We start from the raw sequence: 19360 nt of genomic DNA on the forward strand, positions 1-19360 counted from the left end.
TGCACGCAGAGTCAACCCAGTGAGCGAGGTCACGTCAATCACGGGAAGGTCACAAACCCGACCTTGTTTTAAGTCTTAAACTAAGCCCCACACTTTCTTCGGGCAGGTCGGCCCGATCATGTCGAGGAGACTTGAGAACCATGCCCGCCAAGCGCACCACCGTTCGCGACGTGCGTCGTCACAACCGGTCCACGCTGCTGTCCACGCTGTTCTTCGACGGCCCGCTCAGCCGGCACGACCTGAGCAGGCTGACCGGGCTCAGCGCCGCGACGGTCAGCAACGTCACCGGCGAACTCGCCGAGGACGGGCTGGTGGTGGAGGCCGGCCTGGTCGACTCCGACGGCGGCCGGCCCCGGGTGCTGCTGCGGGTCAACCCGCAGCACGCCCACGTGGTCGGCGTCGACGTCGGCGAGACCGGGATCAGGACGGAACTGTTCGACCTGGCCCTGACCAGACTGACCACAGTGGACCGCGCGCTGCCGGCCGGCACCCCCGACCCCACCGAGGTCGCCGCCCACGTGGCGGCCAGCGTGCGCGCGGCGATCGAGCAGGCCGGCGTTGCCGAGCGCGGGGTGCTGGGCGTCGGCGTGGGCGTGCCCGGAACGGTCGAGCAGGGCCGCACCGCCGTGGTGCACGCCCAGGCGATCGGCTGGGGCGGGGTGCCACTGGAGGAGCTGATCCGCGCCGAGGGGATCACCCCGCCGCTGTTCCTGGAGAACGGGGCGAAGACCCAGGGGCAGGCGGAGATGTGGTTCGGCGCCGGCCGGGGCGCCAGCCACGTGGTGATCGCGCTGCTGGGCTCGGGCGTCGGCGCGGCCGTGGTCACCGAGGGCAACGTGTACCGGGGCAGCACCAGCAGCGCGGGCGAGTGGGGCCACACCACGATCGTCTACGGCGGCCGGCCGTGCCGGTGCGGCTCGCGCGGGTGTCTGGAGGCCTACGTCGGGGCCGGGGGCGTGCTCGACCGCTACCGCAGGGCCAGGGGCGGCCGGGCCGTCCCCGGCGAGGACGAGCGGGCCCAGCTGGAGCACCTGGTGGCGGCGGCGGAGCGGTCGGCGGCGGCCACCCGCGTGCTGGACGAGACCGCGGGCTACCTCGGCGCGGGCATCGCGAACCTGGTCAACCTGTTCAACCCGCAGCGGATCGTGCTGGGCGGCTGGGCCGGCCTGGCGCTCGGCGCCCAGCTGCTGCCGCGGATCGAGCAGGCCACCGCCGCCCACGCCCTGCACCACCCCTACGGGCAGGTCTCGATCGAGCTGGCCCGGTTGGGGCCGGACGCGGTGGCGGTGGGTGCCGCGACGCTGCCGGTGGCCGCGCTGCTGGAACGCGGCGCCGACCCGCGCCGGCAGCCGTCGAGCGGAGCCGACGTCGCCTGAGCCCGTGGCCGGCTCCGGCCGGGGCGGACCGACCCCGTGGCGCCTGGTCCGCTGCGGTTGCCGGCGGGTTGGCGTACGGTGGACCAGCCTCGGAGAGCGCTCTCCCACGTTGTGATACAAAGGATCTATGAGCAGAGGACTTCCGTCGGCACCGGGCGCGCCCACGTTGGAGGACGTGGCCCGGGCCGCGGGAGTCTCCCGCGCCACGGTGTCCCGGGTGATCAACGGGACCCGCAACGTGGACCAGAAGATCCAGGAGCTGGTGCGCCAGGCGATCGCCAGCACCGGGTACGTCCCCAACCGGGCGGCGCGGTCCCTGGTCACCAGGCGCACCGGCACCATCGCCCTGGTGGTCTGCGGTGCCGGGGAACCCAGGGGCGAGGTCTTCACCGACCCGTTCTTCGGCCGGGTGGCCGCGGGGGTGGTGGGGCTGTTGCGCACCCGCGGCGTGCACCCGGTCCTGATGCTGGCCGACACCGACGAGGCCCGCGCCGAGGTGCTGGCCTTCCTGCGGCAGGGCAGCGCCGACGGCGCGCTGCTGGTCTCCACGCACGCCAAGGACCCGCTGCCCGGCATGCTCGTCGACGCCCGGCTGCCGGCCGTGCTCTTCGCCCGGCCGGCCGAGCCGCTGCCGATCAGCTACGTGGACCTGGCCAACCACACCGGTGGCGTGCTGGCCGCCGACCACCTCGTGAGCCTGGGCCGCCAGCAGGTGGTCACCATCACCGGTCCGCTGGACCTGCCCAACAGCCAGGACCGGCTGACCGGCTTCCGGGAGGCGATGGCCCGCCACGGCCACGCCTACGTGCCGGCGGCCGCGGGCAACTTCACCCAGGACAGCGGTGAGGCGGCCATGGAGCGGCTGCTGGCCGAACACCCGGGGCTGGACGGGGTGTTCGCGGCCAACGACCTGATGGCCCAGGGCGCGCTGCTGGCGCTGCACCAGCACGGCCGCCGGGTGCCCGAGGACGTGGCGCTGATCGGGTTCGACGACAGCAGCGCCGCACTGGCCTGCCGGCCGCAGCTGACCACCGTGCGCCAACCGGTCGAGGACATGGCCGCGGAGATGGCCCGACTGCTGCTGTCCCACATCGACGAGCCCGACCGCCGCGCCACCTCGGTCATCTTCGAGCCCACCCTGGTGCCGAGGCGCTCCGCCTGAACCGCGCCGCGCCGGGGTTCTCGGCCACGTCGCACCCACCGACGCGTCGGCGGGCCGCGCCGAGGGTCCACTCCGGGTCGGCCACGCCGTTGACTTCACTGTGACGCAGGTCCTACTCTTCTGGGAGAGCGCTCTCACAGCCGGTTCGGCGCCGCGGCCCCACGCTCGGAATCCCTTGTCCGGTCGGCGTTTCCCCGAACCGAGCTGTTCCCCGTCGTCTCGGGCACGCTGGCCCCTCACCGTCAGGCAGGACCATGAGTTCTCCTCCCCGTTCCGCCCGGTCACAGCGTTGTGCCAGGCTCGCCGCCGCAGCGGCCCTGCTCGGCCTGACACCCCTGCTCGTCCCGATCGCCGCGGTCCCCGTCGCCGCGGTCCCGATCAGCTCGGCCCCAGTCAGCTCGGCCCCGATCAGCTCGACCCCGGTCAGCTCGGCGCCGGCCGCCGCGGCCACCTGCGGCAGCGACAACGTCGCGCTCAACCGCCCGGCGACCGCGTCCTCCACCGAGAACGGCGGCACGCCCGCCGCGGCGGCGGTCGACGGCAACACCGCCACCCGGTGGTCGAGCGCGTTCAGCGACCCGCAGTGGTTGCAGGTGGACCTCGGCGCGTCCCACCAGGTCTGCCAGGTCTCCCTGGTCTGGGAAGCCGCCTACGGCACGGCGTTCCAGCTCCAGCTCTCGGACGACACCACCGACTGGCGGACCGTCCACAGCACGGTGGCCGGCACCGGCGGCACCCAGACCCTCGACGTGACCGGCACCGGCCGCTACCTCCGGGTGCACGGCACCGCGCGGGCCACCGGGTACGGGTACTCACTGTGGGAACTGGCCGTCCGTACCATGTCCGACGCGTCCACTCCACTGCCGCCCACCGACCCCCGCAACCCCGACTTCGGCCCGAACGTCGCGGTGTTCGGGCCGTCGTCGTCCCCGGCCGACATCCAGAACCGGCTCAACGCCATCGCCGCCCAGCAGCACACCAACCAGTTCGGCACCGAGCGCCACGCGGTGCTGTTCCAGCCCGGTTCCTACACCGCCGACGTCAACCTCGGCTTCTACACCCAGGTCGCCGGGCTCGGCCTGCTCCCGGACGAGGTCAACCTCAACGGGCACGTGCGGGTGGAGGCGGACTGGTTGCAGCAGGGCGACAACCCCAACAACAAGGGCAACGCCACGCAGAACTTCTGGCGGTCCGCGGAGAACCTGTCGGTGACCCTGCCCGCCGGCCAGATCGAGCGCTGGGCGGTGTCCCAGGCCGCGCCCTACCGCCGCATGCACCTGCGCGGCCAGGTGCAGCTGTGGAACGGCGCGGACGGCTGGGCCAGCGGCGGGCTGATCGCCGACAGCAGGATCGACGGCCTGGTCGAGTCCGGCTCCCAGCAGCAGTTCCTGACCCGCAACAGCGAGCTGGGCGGCGGCTGGTCCGGTTCGGTGTGGAACATGGTGTTCGTGGGCTCGGCCGGCGCGCCGCCACAGCACTTCCCCGACCCCGCGCACACCGTGGTGGACACCGCGCCCCGGGTTCGCGAGAAGCCCTTCCTCCACCTCGACCCGACCGGCGCCTACCACGTGTTCGTGCCGGCGCTGCGGCAGAACGCCCGAGGCACCAGCTGGTCCGCTGGCACGCCGGCCGGCTCGTCGATCTCGCTCAGCCAGTTCTTCCTGGTCAAGCCGGGCACCAGCGCGGCGACCATCAACACCGCGCTCGCCCAGGGCCGCCACCTGCTGTTCACCCCCGGCGTCCACCACCTCACCGACACCATCCGGGTGACCAGGGCGGACACCGTCGTGCTCGGTCTGGGCCTGGCCACCCTGGTGCCCGACACCGGCAGGGCCGCCATCTCCGTGGCGGACGTGGACGGCGTCAAGCTGGCCGGCCTGCTGGTCGACGCGGGCCCGGTGAACTCGCCGGTGCTGGTGGAGGTGGGCGAGCCGGGCTCGTCCCGCGACCACGCCGCCAACCCCACCTCGCTGCACGACGTGTTCTTCCGCGTCGGCGGCGCCGGCGCCGGCAGGGCCACCACCAGCCTGGTGGTGCACAGCGACGACACCATCATCGACCACATCTGGGCGTGGCGGGGCGACCACGGCACCGGGGTCGGCTGGACGGTCAACACCGCGGCCACCGGCGTGCTGGTCAACGGCGCCGACGTCACCGCCTACGGGCTGTTCGCCGAGCACTACCAGCAGCACAACGTGGTCTGGACCGGCAACGGCGGGCGGACCTACATGTTCCAGAACGAGCTGCCCTACGACCCGCCCGACCAGGCGGCCTGGATGAACGGCTCGACCCAGGGCTACGCCGCCTACAAGGTGGCCGACTCGGTCACCACGCACGAGGCGTGGGGTGTGGGCAGCTACTGCTTCAACAACGTCAACCCCGCGATCGTCACGGCGCGCGCCTTCGAGGTGCCCAGCACCCCGGGCGTGCGGTTCCACGACCTGGTGACGGTGTCCCTGGGCGGCCAGGGCACGATCAGCAACGTCATCAACAACACCGGCGGGCCGGCGAACTCCACGACCGGAATCCGGTACCTGGTCAGCTACCCGTGAGCAACGGCGCCCCGGCGCACCACGCGGCCCTGGTCGGCGACCGGCCCGCGGCCGGCCGCCGACCAGGGCTAGGCGCGCGCTGACGCGGCGTGCTCGCCCGGTGGTGCCCAGCCGTGCGCGAGGATGTCGAAGATCTCCTCGACGGCGGCCCGGCGGTCCGGTCGGTTGCGGGCGAGTGCCGGGATTTCGAGCACGAACCGGGCAAGGGTCACGCAGGCGAGGTCGTCGTGGTCGACGCCGACCTCGTCGGCGATGGCCGCGCTGAGGGTGTCGGTGTGCCGGGTCCACATGCGCTCGGCGTACGCGCGCAGCGCCGGTGTGGACTCCACCAGGTTGGTGAACTCGGCCGCCTGCGGGTGCGCCGCGATCGGCAGCCAGCTGTCCAGGATGTGCTGTCGGAGAGCGTCGAGGATGCTCTGGCCGTCGGCTCGCTGCCGCACCGAGGCGACCAGGTTCGACTCGCGGTCCTGCTCCTGGTCGAACACCAGCGCTTCCTTGCTGCTGAAGTGCTTGAACACCGTGGTCGTCGACACGTCGGCCTGGTCGGCGATGTCCCGGATGCTGACCTGGTCGTAGCCGCGCTCCAGGAAGAGCCGCAGTGCGGCGTCGGCGATCGCTTGCCGGGTGGCCGCCTTCTTGCGTTCGCGGCGACTGACAGGGGGCACGGTCATGGTGTGAGCGTATCCGATAGTTGCATCCGTAGCTAAGTTACATCGTTGGCTAAGTTGTACCTGTCGCTAAGTTGACTCATTGCACTTTTGAACTCGCTCTGCTTTGCTGGGGATGTCCGTGCCCGAGCGGCACACCCCGTCGATCGCGAGGAACACCCATGAACTCCCCCGCACCCGCCCGCGCCAGAATCAGCGTCATCGGTGCCGGCCCCGGCGGCCTGACCTGCGCCCGCATCCTGCAGCAGCACGGGATGGCGGTGACGGTCTACGACCGCGACCCCGGCCCCGACGCGCGCGACCAGGGCGGCACCCTCGACCTGCACGCCGACAACGGCCAGATCGCCCTGCGGGAAGCCGGCCTGCTCGACGAGTTCTTCAGGCTGGCCCGCCCCGAGGGGCAGGAGATGCGCCAGCTGGACCCGACGGGCACGATCACCGCCCACCACGTCCCGGCGCCCGACGAACTCTTCAAGCCGGAGATCGACCGCGGTCAGCTGCGCACCCTGCTGCTCGACTCCCTGCGGCCGGGAACGGTGCACTGGGGCCGCGCGCTCACCGTGGTCGGCGGGCCGGCCGAGGGGCCACGGCAGCTGCACTTCGCCGACGGCACGACCGTCGAGACCGATCTGGTCATCGGTGCCGACGGCGCCTTCTCCCGGGTGCGCCCGGCCGTGTCCCCCGCCGTCCCCGAGCACACCGGGGTGAGCTTCCTGGAAGCCTGGTTCTCCGACGTCGAGAACCGGCACCCCGACATCGCCGAACTGGTCGGCCCGGGCAGCGCCGCCGCGGCCGACGGCGACCGCGGCCTGTTCGCCCAACGCAACAGCGGAAACCACATCCGCGTCTACATCATCCAGAAAGTGCCGGTCGACTGGATCAGCGCGAGCGGCCTGCGCGTCGACGACACCGACGGCATCCGCGCGCTGCTGCTCGACGAGTACGCCCACTGGTCGCCGCGCATGCGCCAGCTGATCACCGACAACGACGGCCCCTACGTCGACCGGCCGATCTTCGCGCTCCCCGTCCCGCACACCTGGGAGCACAACCCGACGGTGACCCTGCTCGGCGACGCCGCCCACCTCATGCCGCCGCTGGGCGTCGGCGTCAACCTCGCCATGCTCGACGCCAGCGAACTCGCCCTCGCCCTCGCGAACGCGGCCACCGTCGACGACGCCATCCGCACCTACGAGAAGACCATGCTCCCCCGCTCCACCGAGACGGCCAAGGCCCTCGAACACGGCGCCGAACACCTGCTGTCCGCCGACGTACCCGACTTCGGTCCGGACGGCGTCCGGTCCTGAGCGCCCGCCGGCGCTCGCCTGCCTTCCGAGGCAACCAGGTCAACCGATCGAGTTGTCGAAATTGTGGGTTGTGCTGGACGGCCTTACGGTCGGGCCGATCCAGCTCCGACCCGCAAGGAAGTGATCGCATGGCGCGGGCGTCGACCGATGCCGGTGCGGTGCGCGTCCTCTTCGGACAGCGCACCGCACCCATCCAACACCTGGCCGAACAGGCGGGCCAGATCGCCGACGCCTGCCGGGCGATGGCCGCGCGCTTCCACGACGGCGGCAAACTGGTGGTCTTCGGCAGCGGTGAGCAGTGCGCGGACGCGCAGCACGTCGCCGTGGAGTTCGTGCACCCGGTCATCGTGGGAAAGCGCGCCCTGCCGGCGATCTCGCTCACCGGGGACGTGGCGACGCTGACCGGGGTGGCCAGTCGGGCCGGTTTCGCCGAGATCTTCACCCACCAGCTCCGCTTCCTCGCCGAACCGCACGACATCGCGCTCGGCCTCGCGGGCAACGGGAACCACGACGACGTGGTGCGCGCTCTGGCGCACGCCAGGCAACTGGGCATGCTGACCGTCGCGATGGTCGGCGCCGACCCGGTCACCGCGCCGGCGCGGCTGGCCGACCACGTGCTCACCGCGCACTCGGCCGATCCCCGGGTGGTCAAGGAGGTCCACGTCACCACCTACCACCTGCTGTGGGAACTGGTGCACGTCTTCCTCGAACGGCCGGACCCGCTCGCGTCGGGTGCGGTCGCGTGAGCGGCCAGCAGGGCGGTGGGCGCTGTTCCACCGGTGTCTGCGCCACCTGTGCCGACCTGGCCGAGGAGGCCACGGTGCTGCGCCTGCTCGACCGGGGCATGGCCGTGGTCGCCACCGGTGCCGGCGAGCTGGAGGTGAGTGTCGCGCTGGTGGCGGCGGCCGTCGGCGACACGGTCCTGGTGCACGCGGGCGAGGCCATCGCCGTGGTGCGGGGGTGAGCCCGCGGTGACCAGCCAGACCACGGCCGACGGCGCCGAGTTCGGGTCCCTCTACCCGTTCCTCTACCGGGACAACCGGCCTGATGAGTCCATTGTGGACGAGGTGTGCCGGTCCATCGTGGCCAAGACGCGGGAGATCACCGCGCTGCGCGAGGACGTGCTGGCCCGCGACGGCGCCCGGCTGCTCGACTGCGCCACGGCCGTGGCGCACCGGTTCGCCGCCGGCGGTCGGCTGCTCGCCTTCGGCAACGGCGGCAGCTCCACCGACGCGCAGGAGCTGGCCAGCCTGTTCCTGAACCCGTCCGGCCGGTTCCGCCCGCTGCCGGCGTTCGGACTCACCAACGACATCGCGGTCATCACCGCGCTGTCCAACGACGTCGGGTTCGACCTGGTGTTCTCCCGGCAGCTCGCCGCGCTCGGCCGCGCCGGGGACATCGCGGTCGGGCTGTCCACCAGTGGCAACTCCGAGAACCTGCTCCGCGCGTTCGCCGAGGCACGCCGGCGCGGGATGTTGACCGTCGGCATCGCCGGCTACGACGGCGGGAAGATGGCCGAGCTGGACAGCATCGACCACCTGTTCGTGGTGCGCTCCGACTCGGTGCACCGCGTCCAGGAAGCCCAGACCACCATCTACCACGTGCTGTGGGAACTCACCGTGGCCGCGCTCACCGGGGCCTCCGGTGCGGTGGCGGCGCACCCGGACGGGAATGGGTGATCGCATGTGCCTCGGCATACCCGGTGAGATCATCGAGATCCGGCAGGACCGGCCCGACCTGGCGACCGTGGCGGTCAGCGGGGTGAAGCGGGCGATCAACATCGGGCTGCTCGCCGACGACCCACCCCTGCCGGGTGACTGGGTCCTCATCCACGTCGGCTTCGCACTGTCCAAGATAGACGAGGACGAGGCCGCGGCGGCCATGGAGTTCCTGGAGGACATCGGTCAGTCCTATGTGGACGAGGTGGCCGCACTGCGGGAATCCGACATCGACTAGGGGCTGAGCAGATGCGTTTCGTCGACGAGTTCCGCGACGCGAGCACCGCGCGAGCGCTGGCCGCCAAGATCAGCAAACTGTGCGAGCCCGGCCGGCACTACAAGTTCATGGAGGTGTGCGGCGGGCACACGCACACCATCTACAAGCACGGCCTGGAGGACTACCTCCCGGACAACATCACCCTGGTGCACGGCCCCGGCTGCCCGGTGTGCGTGATCCCGATGGGCCGGGTGGACGACGCCATCCACATCGCCCGCCAGCCCGGTGTGCTGATGACCTCCTTCGGCGACATGATGCGGGTGCCCGGTTCGGACGGGAACTTCTTCGACTCCAACGCGGCGGGCACCAACATCCGGATGGTGTACTCACCGCTGGACTCGCTGAAGATCGCCAGGCAGCACCCCGACCTGCACGTGGTGTTCATGGCCATCGGGTTCGAGACCACCGCGCCGTCCACGGCCATGACCGTGCTGCGCGCGGCCGAGGAGGGCATCGACAACTTCTCGGTGTTCTGCAACCACGTGACGATCATCCCGGCGATCAAGGCCATCCTGGACTCCCCCGACCTGCGGCTGGACGGCTTCCTCGGACCGGGCCACGTGTCCACGGTGATCGGCTGCCGCCCGTACGAGTTCATCGCCCGCGACCACGGCAAACCCGTGGTGGTGGCCGGCTTCGAGCCGCTGGACATCCTCCAGTCGATCTACCTGCTGATGCGGCAGCTGCGCCAGGGCCGCGCCGAGGTGGAGAACCAGTACGCCCGGGTGGTGCCCTGGGACGGCAACCCGGTGGCGCTGCGGGCGATCAACGCGGTCATGGAGCCGCGCCCGTACTTCGAGTGGCGCGGCCTCGGCTTCATCTCGCACTCGGCCATGCGGATGCGGGACCGCTACGCCGGGCTGGACGCCGAGCGGCGGTTCGACCTGCCCGGCGTGCGGGTCGCCGATCCCAAGGCGTGCCAGTGCGGCGAGGTGCTCAAGGGCGTGCTCAAACCGTGGGAGTGCAAGGTGTTCGGCACCGCCTGCACCCCGGAGACCCCGATCGGCACGTGCATGGTCTCGCCCGAGGGCGCGTGCGCGGCGTACTACAACTTCGGCCGGTTCGACCGGCGGCGGGTGCGGGAGGTGAGCCGGGCGTGAGCATCACCCCGACCGAGCGCGAGCAGCGCGTGCTCGACCGGATCGACCAGGTGCGGCGCCGGCCGGCGCGGGTGCGCGAGGAGCGCGTCACCCTGGCGCACGGGTCCGGCGGCAAGGCCACCAAGAACCTGATCGAGGCGGTTTTCCTGGCATCGCTGGGCAATCCACTGCTGGACCGGCTGGAGGACGGCGCGGTGTTCCCGGTGGACGCCGGCCGGCTGGCGCTGACCACGGACTCGTTCGTGGTGTCACCGCTGTTCTTCCCCGGCGGGAACATCGGTGACCTGGCGGTCAACGGCACCGTGAACGACCTGGCGGTGTCCGGCGCCAGGCCGCTGCACCTGACCGCGGGCTTCATCCTGGAGGAGGGCTTTCCCATCGCCGACCTCACCGGGATCGTGGCGTCCATGGCCGCCGCCGCCCGCGCCGCTGGCGTGCGCATCGTCGCCGGCGACACCAAGGTGGTGCAGCGCGGCAAGGCCGACGGGTGCTACATCAACACCGCCGGCATCGGCGTGGTGGAACACGACGTGGCGTTGGGGGTGGACACCGCGCGGCCGGGGGACGCGGTGCTGGTGTCCGGGCCGATCGGCGCGCACGGGGTGACCATCATGCTGGCCCGCGGCGAGCTGGACATCGACGCCGACCTGGTCTCGGACACCGCACCCGTGCACGAGCTGGTCGCCGGCCTGCTCGCGGCCGTGCCCGGGGTGCGCGCGCTGCGCGACGCCACGCGCGGGGGTGTGGCCACCATCCTCAACGAGATCGCCGAGGCCGCCAACGTGGCCGTGCTGGTCGACGAGGCCGCCGTACCGGTGCAGGCACCGGTACGCGGCGCCTGCGAACTGCTCGGCATCGACCCGCTCTACGTGGCCTGCGAGGGCCGGATCGTCGTGGTGGTGGACGGCGCGGCCGCGGACGAGGCGCTGGCGGTGCTGCGCACCCACCCGCTGGGGGCGCAGGCCGCGGTCATCGGGCGGATCGCCGCCGACCCGCCCGGACTGGTGCTGCTCAACACCGCCTTCGGCGGCACCCGGATCGTCGACCTGCTCGTCGGCGACCCGCTGCCGCGGATCTGCTGAGCGCGCCGTGCACGAGCTGGCCATCACCCAGGACATCGTGCACGCCATCACCGAGCGGGTGGCCGGCGCCCGGGTCACCGCGGTGCGGTTGGAGGTCGGCCGGCTCTCCGGGGTGCTCGCGCACTCGGTGCGCTTCTGCTTCGAGCTGGTCTGCCGGGGTACCGGTCTGGAGGGCGCCAGCCTGGAGATCACCGAGCCGGGCGGGCGGGCTCGCTGCCACGACTGCGCCGACGAGTTCGACCTGGCCGACCCGATCCTGCTCTGCCCGTGCGGCAGCGCCAACGTGTCCGTCCTCTCTGGACGGCAACTGCGAATCACGTCCGTGGAGGTGTGCTGAGCGATGTGTGGGACCTGCGGCTGCTCGGAGGGGTCCGGGGCGCGGATCTGGCGGTCCGACCAGCCCCACGACGACCATCACCACCACGGCGACCACGACCACGGCGGCGACCACAACCACGGCGGCGAGCACGACCACCCGCATGAGCACGACCACGGCGAGCACCACCACGGCGACCAGCCGCCCGCGCAGGACGGCCGGGTCGTGCGGATCGAGCACGACGTGCTCGCCAAGAACAACGCGCTGGCCGAGCGCAACCGGCGGGAGCTGGCCGACCGGGGAATCGTCGCGGTCAACGTGATGAGTTCACCCGGTGCCGGCAAGACCACGCTGCTCGAACGCACGATCCGCGCGCTCGCCGGTCAGCTGCCCCTCGCCGTGGTCGAGGGCGACCAGGAGACCCGGCTGGACGCCGAGCGGATCAGGGCCACCGGCGCGCCCGTGGTGCAGATCAACACCGGCGCCGGCTGCCACCTGGACGCCGAACTGCTCGCCAGCGGCGTGCGCGCCCTGGACCCGCCCGAGGGCGCGCTGCTGTTCGTGGAGAACGTCGGCAACCTGGTCTGCCCCGCCCTGTTCGACCTGGGTGAGCGGCACCGGGTGGTGGTCACCTCGGTGACCGAGGGCGCGGACAAGCCGCTGAAGTACCCGCACATGTTCGCCGGCGCGGACCTGGTGCTGCTCAACAAGATCGACCTGCTCCCCCACGTCGAGTTCGACGTGGACGCGTTCCTGCGCGACACCCGGACGGCCAACCCGCACGTGGAGGTGATCGCGCTGTCCGCGTCCACAGGGGACGGTCTGGACATCTGGTACCGCTGGCTGCGGAGCACCCGAACGAGCGCTGCGCGAAGCCCCGGCCGGGCGCATCCTGTTGGCAGTCTCACCGGCGAGGTCAACACCGGCTGAGCGCACGGGGGAAGACGACAAAGGGGCTGCCGATGACCGCGGAGGCGACAGCGTCCAGAGTGGACGAGATCCACATCCTGTGGACGTCCGAGGGGATGAGCTGCGACGGTGACACGGTCTCGGTGACCGCCGCGTCGCTGCCCAGCCTGGAGGACGTGCTCATGGGCGCCATTCCCGGGCTGCCCAAGGTGCACCTGCACAACAAGGTGCTCGCCTACGAGACCGGAGACGGCTTCGTCGAGCCGTTCCACCGCGCCGCCCGAGGCGAACTCGGCCCGTTCATCCTCGTCGTCGAGGGCTCGATCCCCAACGAGCGGATCAACGGCGACGGCTACTGGACCTCGATGGGCAACGACCCGGACACCGGTGAACCCATCACCCTGAACCAGTGGATCGACCGGCTGGCGCCGAGGGCGTGGGCGGTGGTCGCCATCGGCACCTGCGCCACCTACGGCGGAATCCACGCGATGGCGGGTAACCCGACGGGGTGCATGGGGCTGGCCGACTACCTCGGCTGGGACTTCCGCTCCACCGCCGGGCTGCCCATCGTGAACGTGCCCGGCTGCCCGGTGCAGCCGGACAACTTCATGGAAACCCTGCTGTGGGTGCTGCACCAGGCCGCCGGACTGGCGCCCACGATCCCGCTGGACGACCAGCTGCGGCCGACCTGGCTGTTCGGCAAGACCGTGCACGAGGGCTGCGACCGCGCCGGCTACTACGAGCAGGGCGACTTCGCCAGGGACTACAACTCGCCCAAGTGCCAGGTGAAGATCGGCTGCTGGGGCCCGGTGGTCAACTGCAACGTGACCAAGCGGGGGTGGATGGACGGTCTCGGCGGCTGCCCCAACGTCGGCGGGATCTGCATCGGCTGCACCATGCCCGGCTTCCCGGACAAGTTCATGCCGTTCATGGACCAGCCGCCGGGCAGCCACCTGTCCGCGGCGGTCGTCGGCGTCTACGGGCCGTTCATCCGCGCGCTGCGCTCGCTGACCAACCGGACCGCCAACAGGGAACCGAAGTGGCGGCACAACCGCACCAGGCTGTCCAGCGGTTACCAGCCGCGCTGGCCGCACAGCTGAGCGGAGTCGAGGAGCACGATGACCACCACCCGCAAGTCCACGGCCGGCGCCACGCAGGCCGCCCGCGAGCCACGGGAACTCACCGAGGTCGCGTTCGACCCGATCACCCGGATCATCGGCAACCTCGGCATCTACACCAAGATCGACTTCGCCGGCCGCGAGGTCGTCGAGTGCAGGAGCACGTCGTCGATCTTCCGCGGCTACAGCGTGTTCATGAAGGGCAAGGACCCCAGGGACGCGCACTTCATCACCAGCCGGATCTGCGGGATCTGCGGGGACAACCACGCCACCTGCTCGGTGTACGCGCAGAACATGGCCTACGGCATCAAGCCGCCGCCGCTGGCCGACTGGATCATCAACCTCGGTGAGGCCGCCGAGTTCATGTTCGACCACACGATCTTCCAGGACAACCTGGTGTTCGTGGACTTCTGCGAGCGCATGGTGGCCGAGACCAACCCGAGCCTGCTCGCGGTGGCCGAGAAGACCGGCGCGCCCCGCGGCGACACGCACGGCTTCCGCACCATCGCCGACATCATGCGCTCGTTCAACCCGTTCGAGGGCGAGACCTACAAGCAGGCGCTGGTGATGAGCCGGGTCACCCGGGAGATGTGCTGCCTGATGGAGGGCAGGCACGTACATCCGTCCACTTTGTACCCGGGTGGGGTGGGTACCGTGCCCACCACCCAGGTGTTCACCGACTACCTGGTGCGGCTGACCCGGTGCCTGGACTTCATCAAGCGCGCCGTCGCCATGAACGACGACATCTTCGACTTCTTCCTGGACGCGCTGCCCGGCTACGACCAGGTGGGCCGGCGGCGCACGCTGCTCGGCTGCTGGGGCTGCTTCCAGAACCCCAACGTGGTCGACTACGACTACCGGCACATGACCGACTGGGGCCGGTCGATGTTCGTCACCCCGGGCATCGTCGTGGACGGTGAGCTGGTCACCACCGACCTGGTGGACATCAACCTCGGCATGCGCGTCCTGTTGGGCAGTTCCTACTACCAGGACTGGGCCGACGAGGAGACCTTCGTCACCCACGACCCGCTGGGCAACCCCGTCGACCAGCGCCACCCGTGGAACCAGACCACCATTCCGCGGCCGCAGAAGCGGGACCTGGACGGCGGCAGGTACAGCTGGGTCACCAGCCCGCGCTGGTACGACAGGCGCACCGGCGACCACCTCGCGCTGGACACCGGCGGCGGCCCGCTGGCCCGGCTGTGGAGCACGGCACTGGCCGGCCTGGTCAACACGCCCTACGTCCGGTCCACCGGGCACAGCGTGCGCATCGACCTGCCGAGGACACCGGCCACCCCGGAGATGAACCTGGAGTGGCGGCCCCCGGCGTACGCCAACACCATCGAGCGGGACCGGGCCCGGATGTACTTCGTCGCCTACGCGGCCGGCATGGCCCTGCACTTCGTGGACATGGCGCTCGCCGAGGTGCGCGCCGGCAACACCAGGGTCTTCACCAACTTCGACGTGCCGGACGAGGCCATCGGGGTGGGCTTCCACGAGGCGGTGCGCGGGGTGCTGTCGCACCACCTGGTGGTGCGGGACGGCAAGATCGCCAACTACCAGCCGTACCCGCCGACGCCGTGGAACGCCAGCCCGCGCGACTCCTACGGCACACCCGGCCCCTACGAGGACGCGGTGCAGGGCCAGCCCATCTTCGAGGAGAACACCAAGGAGAACTTCAAGGGCATCGACATCATGCGCACCGTGCGCAGCTTCGACCCGTGCCTGCCCTGCGGCGTGCACATGTACCTGGGCGGCGGGCACACGCTGCGGCAGACTCACTCCACCACCTCGTTCGGCACCGGAGGACTGGTCCGGTGACCTGGGACGCGCAGCGCCTGCGCGCGCACGTCGGCCAGGTGGAGCAACTGCTCACGCAGGTGGGCGAGCACCAGGACACGCCGGCCGGCCGAATCGCCGCGCAGGCGGTCCAGGCCCTGGTCGACCTCTACGGCGAGGCACTGGCCCGGGTGGTGGCGCTGGCCGCCCGGGCCGGGTTCGGCGCCGAGCTGACCGGTGACGAGTTGCTGGAACACCTGCTGCTGGTGCACGAACTGCACCCCGACCCGGTGGAGACGCGGGTGCGCCGGGTGGTCGGGGAACTCAACGCCGAACTGCGCGCGCGGGGCGCGGTGGTGGAGCTGGTCGAGGTCCGGCCGGACGTGGTCACCGTGCGGCTCACCACCTCCGGCTGCGCCTCGACCGGCCACGCGCTGGCGTCCACTGTGGAGGACGCGGTGCTGCGGGTCGCGCCGGAGGTGGGGCGGGTGGAGACGGTGGCCCCCCGTGCCGAACCGGTGCTGGTCCCCGTGGCCGAGCTGCTGCGCCCGGCGGCGCGGCGGGACGGCTGAGCCCGTGCTGCCCGCGCTGTCCTCCCCTCGGCTGGGCCGGCTCGCCGGCAGCCGGGCGGCCACCGCGCCCGACGCCGGACAGCAGCGCTGCGACCTGTGCGGCGCCGTGCTCGCCCCGGACCACCGCCACCTGCTGGACCTGCCCGGCGACGCGCTGCTGTGCGCGTGCGGCGCGTGCGCGGTGCTGTTCGACGACCAGGCGGCCGGGGGCCGCCACTACCGGCTGCTGCCGCGCCGGCGGGTCAGGCTGGCCGGGCTGCGGCTGGACAACGCGCTGTGGGCCGGTCTGGGCGTGCCGGTGGCGTTGGCCTTCTTCACCCACGACAGCCGGTGCGACGAGGTGGTCGCCCGCTATCCCAGTGCGGCCGGGGCGCTGCGCGCCACCGTGCCGGCGGACAGCTGGCAGCGGCTGGTGGCGGCCAACCCGGTGCTGCGCGGCCAGCACAGCGATGTGGAGGCGCTGGTGGTCAACCGGTCGCGGGGCGCGGCCGACCACTGGCTGCTGCCGCTGGACGAGTGCTACCGGCTGACCGCGCTGCTGCGCGCGCACTGGACGGGGTTCGCCGGCGGCACCGAGGTGTGGCACCGGATCAGCGCGTTCTTCGCGGAACTGGAGGAGGTGCGATGAGTGAGTTGAGCGTCGGCAGGCCCGACGTGACACCGGACAAGCCCGCGCACACCAGGGGCGTGCCCGAGGGCAACAGCACCGGGAACTACGAGCGCCAGCCAGGACACCTGCCCGACGGCAGATCCACCGCGGCGCGGTCCACCGGGATCAACGCCAAGCGGCGCGACCCGATCCTGCCGACCATGCCCAACCTCTCACCGCCGTGAGCACCGCGAACCGGTCCGCTGACCGGGCCGCAGCGCCCGACCTGGCGTTCACCGTGGTCGACGTGGTGGCGCAGGCGTTCGCGGCCGTGCCCACACTGGACGTTCGGGTGCGCGTGGAGCGGATGAGCGGTGGGCCGGTCCAGTCCGTGCTGCTGCACACCGCCGTCGCGATCGCCGCGGCCCGCCGGGGCTACGACGAGCCCACCCAGCGGCGGCTGGTCGAGCTGTTCGGGGCGCCGGAGCTGTGGGACCGGACGCTGCGCTCGCTGGTCTGGCACCGGTCGACCGCGGTGGTGCCGGCGTTCACCGACAGCACCCTGGTGACCGTGGCGCTCGCCTGTTCCTCGGACTTCGAGCTGGCCACCACCAAGTACCTGCACGCCGTCCGGGACGGGGACGTCGTGCTGGAGCTGTCCTTCAGCGGCACCGTGTTCCACTCCACTGTGGACGGCGGGCTGCGTGCGGCCCAGCTGCCGTGGCACCAGCAGGCCAGCACGGCCTTCCCGGTCGGCGTGTGGCGGCGGCTCGTCGAGCGCTACTACGGGACCTCGCGGTGGATCCGGCTCGGGCCGGACACCTTCGACCGGCTGGCCGCCTACCGGGCCGCGCACGCGCTGCCGTCCTGGGACAGCACGGTGGACGCGCTGGTGCTCGGCGCGCGGGAGGGAGCACCCGGATGGACGCGGTGAGCGCGCTCGCCCGCGCCGTGCTCTACGAGGGCTACCTGTTGTGGCCGTACCGCCGGTCCGCGCTGAAGAACCGGCGGCGCTGGACCATCGGCACCCTCGCGCCGGCCACCGAGGCGGTACCCGGCGAGGCGCACACCCAACTGCTGGTGGACAACGCCGGCGGCCGCGCCGGTGTCGTGGTGCGGGTGCGGTTCCTGCACGTGCTGCGGCGGCAGGTGCTGCTGGACGGGCACGCCGTGGACGAACTGCGCGTCGGCGACCAGCTGCACCAGTCCTGGGAGGAGGCGACCGAGCGGGAGGTCGTGCTGGGCCCGTTTGCGCTGGCCGACCTCGGCGCGGTGCGGCGCGTCCCGTTCACCGTCGACGCGGGCGGCTGCGACGAGGCGGTGCCCGGCGAGCCCAGGGGCGTGCTGCGGCGCAGCTGGGGCCGACTGGACGGGGTCGTCGAACTCGCCGCCGAGCAGCGCGCCGCCGGCCTGCACCGGCTCACCGTGCGGCTGCGCAACACCACCCGGGTCGGGGCCGGGACCAGCGCCGGCGCCCTGGTCTCGGCGCACACCGCCGTCACCGTCCGGGATGGACAGTTCGTGTCCGCGATGGACCCGCCGGGCCGGTGGCGGTCCGAGGCCGAGCGGTGCACGCACGCCGGGCTGTGGCCGGTGCTGGTCGGTGAGCCGGGTGAGCGGCACACCGTGCTGGCCGCGCCGATCGTGCTCTACGACTGGCCCCGGGTGTCCCCGGAGAGCCCCGGCGACCTGTTCGACGCCACCGAGATCGACCGGCTGCTCGTGCTCAGCGTGCTGAGCATGACCGAGGCCGAGCAGCGGGAGATGGCCGCGGCCGACCCGAGGGCCAGGGAGATCCTGGACCGGTGCGCCGCGCTGACCGAGGACCAGGTGTGGGCGCTGCACGGCACGCTCCGCGACGTCGCGAAGGAGACCTGGTGACCAGTGACGCCAGCCAGCCGGCGGTGGTCGTGGCCGGACGCCGGCTGCGCCGGGGCAGCCGGGTGCGGCTGCGGCCGGGGCGCCGCGCCGACATCCTCGATCTGGCCCTGCGCGACCAGATCGCGGTGGTGGACGCCGTCGAGGAGGATCTCGACGGCCGCGTGCACCTGGTCGTGACGCTGGCCGCCGACCCGGGGCGCGACCTGTCCGCCCGGATCGGCCAGCGCTACTTCTTCGGCGTGGACGAGGTCGAACCGGTGGACTGTCCCGACGAGCCGGCGCCGATTCGGGTGCTGGTCGCCGGCATCGGCAACGTCTTCCTGGGTGATGACGGGTTCGGTGTCGAGGTCGTCACCCAGCTGCGGCGGCTCCCGCAGCGCGCCGGGGTGGACGTGGTCGACTTCGGCATCCGCGGCATGGACCTGGTGTACGCGCTCACCGCCGGCTACCAGGCGGCCGTGCTGGTCGACGCCGCGCCCCGGGGGGAGCGCCCCGGCACGGTGTCCCTCGTCGAGCCCACCCTCGACCAGGAGCCGGGATCGGTGGACGCGCACGGCATGGACCCGGTCTCGGTGCTGCGGCAGGCCCGGCGGCACGGCCCGCTGCCGGAGCGCGTGCTGCTGGTGGCCTGCGAGCCCGCGCACCACCCGGATCCGGACGACCCGACCGTGCTGGTGGAACTCAGCGAACCGGTGCGCGCCGCCGTGCCCTCGGCCGTGACCCTGCTCAGCGAACTGCTCGACGAACTGGGTGTGCCGCCCGCCGAGAGCGCCGGCCCGACCAATCGAGGTGACCACGGGTGAGGACCACGCGCGTCCACAGTGGAGTGTTCACGTTCGGCACCGGCCTGGCCATCGCCACGGCCGTGGTCGTACTCGTCGTGTTCGTCGTGTTCGTCAGGGAACTGCCGTCGATCCGGCGCTACCTCAAGATCGAGACGATGTAGCGGCCGCCGGC

22 protein-coding genes are annotated in these 19360 nt (G+C 71.9%); 21 read left to right on the forward strand and 1 reads right to left on the reverse strand.

From position 1 onward, the window contains the following. The first annotated feature begins 140 nt into the window (after window positions 1-140). The 3 genes from LX83_RS01645 (at window position 141) to LX83_RS01655 (ending at window position 5090) form a co-directional block, all read left to right on the forward strand. Window positions 141-1376 carry an ROK family transcriptional regulator gene (locus LX83_RS01645; RefSeq protein ID WP_253766171.1) on the forward strand — a complete coding sequence of 412 codons (1236 nt, stop codon included), beginning with the start codon at window positions 141-143 and terminating at the stop codon, window positions 1374-1376. A gap of 127 nt (window positions 1377-1503) precedes the next feature. Next, window positions 1504-2538, forward strand: coding sequence for a LacI family DNA-binding transcriptional regulator (locus LX83_RS01650; RefSeq protein ID WP_253766173.1), 1035 nt, complete (start codon window positions 1504-1506; stop codon window positions 2536-2538). Between the two features lie 254 nt (window positions 2539-2792). Continuing rightward, window positions 2793-5090 (forward strand): discoidin domain-containing protein, encoded by a 2298-nt coding sequence (locus LX83_RS01655; RefSeq protein ID WP_253766175.1) that lies wholly within the window; start codon window positions 2793-2795, stop codon window positions 5088-5090. A gap of 68 nt (window positions 5091-5158) precedes the next feature. Here the strand turns inward: LX83_RS01655 and LX83_RS01660 are convergent, their stop codons facing one another. Further along, a complete protein-coding gene (locus tag LX83_RS01660) occupies window positions 5159-5761 on the reverse strand; it encodes a TetR/AcrR family transcriptional regulator (RefSeq protein ID WP_253766176.1) in 603 nt (200 codons plus the stop codon). Window positions 5762-5919: 158 nt separating this feature from the next. On the opposite strand from LX83_RS01660, the gene LX83_RS01665 reads away from it, so the two are divergent. The 18 genes from LX83_RS01665 to LX83_RS01750 all read left to right on the forward strand — a co-directional run bounded on the left by LX83_RS01665 (window position 5920) and on the right by LX83_RS01750 (window position 19349). Further along, window positions 5920-7062: an FAD-dependent oxidoreductase gene (locus LX83_RS01665; RefSeq protein ID WP_253766178.1), complete on the forward strand. Its 1143-nt coding sequence runs from the start codon at window positions 5920-5922 to the stop codon at window positions 7060-7062. 128 nt (window positions 7063-7190) lie between these two features. Then, window positions 7191-7808, forward strand: a complete 618-nt coding sequence (locus LX83_RS01670; protein WP_253766180.1) for a D-sedoheptulose-7-phosphate isomerase — start codon at window positions 7191-7193, stop codon at window positions 7806-7808. Beyond that, on the forward strand, window positions 7805-8026 hold the full coding sequence (locus LX83_RS01675; protein WP_253766182.1) for a HypC/HybG/HupF family hydrogenase formation chaperone: 222 nt from the start codon (window positions 7805-7807) through the stop codon (window positions 8024-8026). The genes LX83_RS01670 and LX83_RS01675 overlap by 4 nt, the downstream gene beginning before the upstream one ends. Before the next feature lie 7 nt (window positions 8027-8033). Then, a complete protein-coding gene (locus tag LX83_RS01680; RefSeq protein WP_253766184.1) occupies window positions 8034-8741 on the forward strand; it encodes a D-sedoheptulose-7-phosphate isomerase in 708 nt (235 codons plus the stop codon). Window positions 8742-8745: 4 nt separating this feature from the next. Next, window positions 8746-9018, forward strand: a complete 273-nt coding sequence (locus tag LX83_RS01685; RefSeq protein WP_253766955.1) for a HypC/HybG/HupF family hydrogenase formation chaperone — start codon at window positions 8746-8748, stop codon at window positions 9016-9018. A gap of 11 nt (window positions 9019-9029) precedes the next feature. Then, on the forward strand, window positions 9030-10157 hold the full coding sequence (gene hypD / locus LX83_RS01690; protein WP_253766186.1) for a hydrogenase formation protein HypD: 1128 nt from the start codon (window positions 9030-9032) through the stop codon (window positions 10155-10157). A 2-nt stretch (window positions 10158-10159) separates the two neighbouring features. Further along, window positions 10160-11239: a hydrogenase expression/formation protein HypE gene (gene hypE, locus LX83_RS01695; protein ID WP_308203903.1), complete on the forward strand. Its 1080-nt coding sequence runs from the start codon at window positions 10160-10162 to the stop codon at window positions 11237-11239. A 7-nt stretch (window positions 11240-11246) separates the two neighbouring features. Continuing rightward, window positions 11247-11576: a hydrogenase maturation nickel metallochaperone HypA/HybF gene (locus LX83_RS01700; RefSeq protein ID WP_253766188.1), complete on the forward strand. Its 330-nt coding sequence runs from the start codon at window positions 11247-11249 to the stop codon at window positions 11574-11576. A gap of 3 nt (window positions 11577-11579) precedes the next feature. After that, window positions 11580-12485, forward strand: a complete 906-nt coding sequence (gene hypB, locus LX83_RS01705) for a hydrogenase nickel incorporation protein HypB (RefSeq protein WP_301327404.1) — start codon at window positions 11580-11582, stop codon at window positions 12483-12485. 32 nt (window positions 12486-12517) lie between these two features. Continuing rightward, a complete protein-coding gene (locus tag LX83_RS01710) occupies window positions 12518-13564 on the forward strand; it encodes an NADH-quinone oxidoreductase subunit B family protein (protein WP_253766190.1) in 1047 nt (348 codons plus the stop codon). An 18-nt stretch (window positions 13565-13582) separates the two neighbouring features. Next, entirely contained in the window at window positions 13583-15403 is a 1821-nt protein-coding gene (locus tag LX83_RS01715) for a nickel-dependent hydrogenase large subunit (protein WP_253766191.1), read from the forward strand. Beyond that, complete coding sequence (locus tag LX83_RS01720) at window positions 15400-15933, forward strand: NifU family protein (protein ID WP_253766193.1); 534 nt, start codon at window positions 15400-15402, stop codon at window positions 15931-15933. Before LX83_RS01715 ends, LX83_RS01720 begins: the two co-directional genes overlap by 4 nt. 4 nt (window positions 15934-15937) lie before the next feature. Then, complete coding sequence (locus LX83_RS01725) at window positions 15938-16561, forward strand: DUF5947 family protein (protein ID WP_253766195.1); 624 nt, start codon at window positions 15938-15940, stop codon at window positions 16559-16561. Next, complete coding sequence (locus tag LX83_RS01730; protein ID WP_253766197.1) at window positions 16558-16767, forward strand: hypothetical protein; 210 nt, start codon at window positions 16558-16560, stop codon at window positions 16765-16767. Before LX83_RS01725 ends, LX83_RS01730 begins: the two co-directional genes overlap by 4 nt. After that, window positions 16764-17456, forward strand: coding sequence for a DUF6084 family protein (locus LX83_RS01735; protein ID WP_253766199.1), 693 nt, complete (start codon window positions 16764-16766; stop codon window positions 17454-17456). The genes LX83_RS01730 and LX83_RS01735 overlap by 4 nt, the downstream gene beginning before the upstream one ends. Continuing rightward, window positions 17444-18403, forward strand: coding sequence for a hypothetical protein (locus LX83_RS01740; RefSeq protein ID WP_253766201.1), 960 nt, complete (start codon window positions 17444-17446; stop codon window positions 18401-18403). Before LX83_RS01735 ends, LX83_RS01740 begins: the two co-directional genes overlap by 13 nt. Next, the gene (locus tag LX83_RS38270; RefSeq protein ID WP_308203889.1) at window positions 18400-19206 is read left to right on the forward strand and encodes a hydrogenase maturation protease; all 807 of its coding nucleotides are present in this window, start codon (window positions 18400-18402) and stop codon (window positions 19204-19206) included. Before LX83_RS01740 ends, LX83_RS38270 begins: the two co-directional genes overlap by 4 nt. Then, window positions 19203-19349: a DUF6893 family small protein gene (locus LX83_RS01750; protein WP_253766203.1), complete on the forward strand. Its 147-nt coding sequence runs from the start codon at window positions 19203-19205 to the stop codon at window positions 19347-19349. Before LX83_RS38270 ends, LX83_RS01750 begins: the two co-directional genes overlap by 4 nt. Window positions 19350-19360: the final 11 nt, after the last annotated feature.

This window comes from Goodfellowiella coeruleoviolacea, from assembly GCF_024171785.1.
GTDB classification, from domain to species: domain Bacteria; phylum Actinomycetota; class Actinomycetes; order Mycobacteriales; family Pseudonocardiaceae; genus Goodfellowiella; species Goodfellowiella coeruleoviolacea.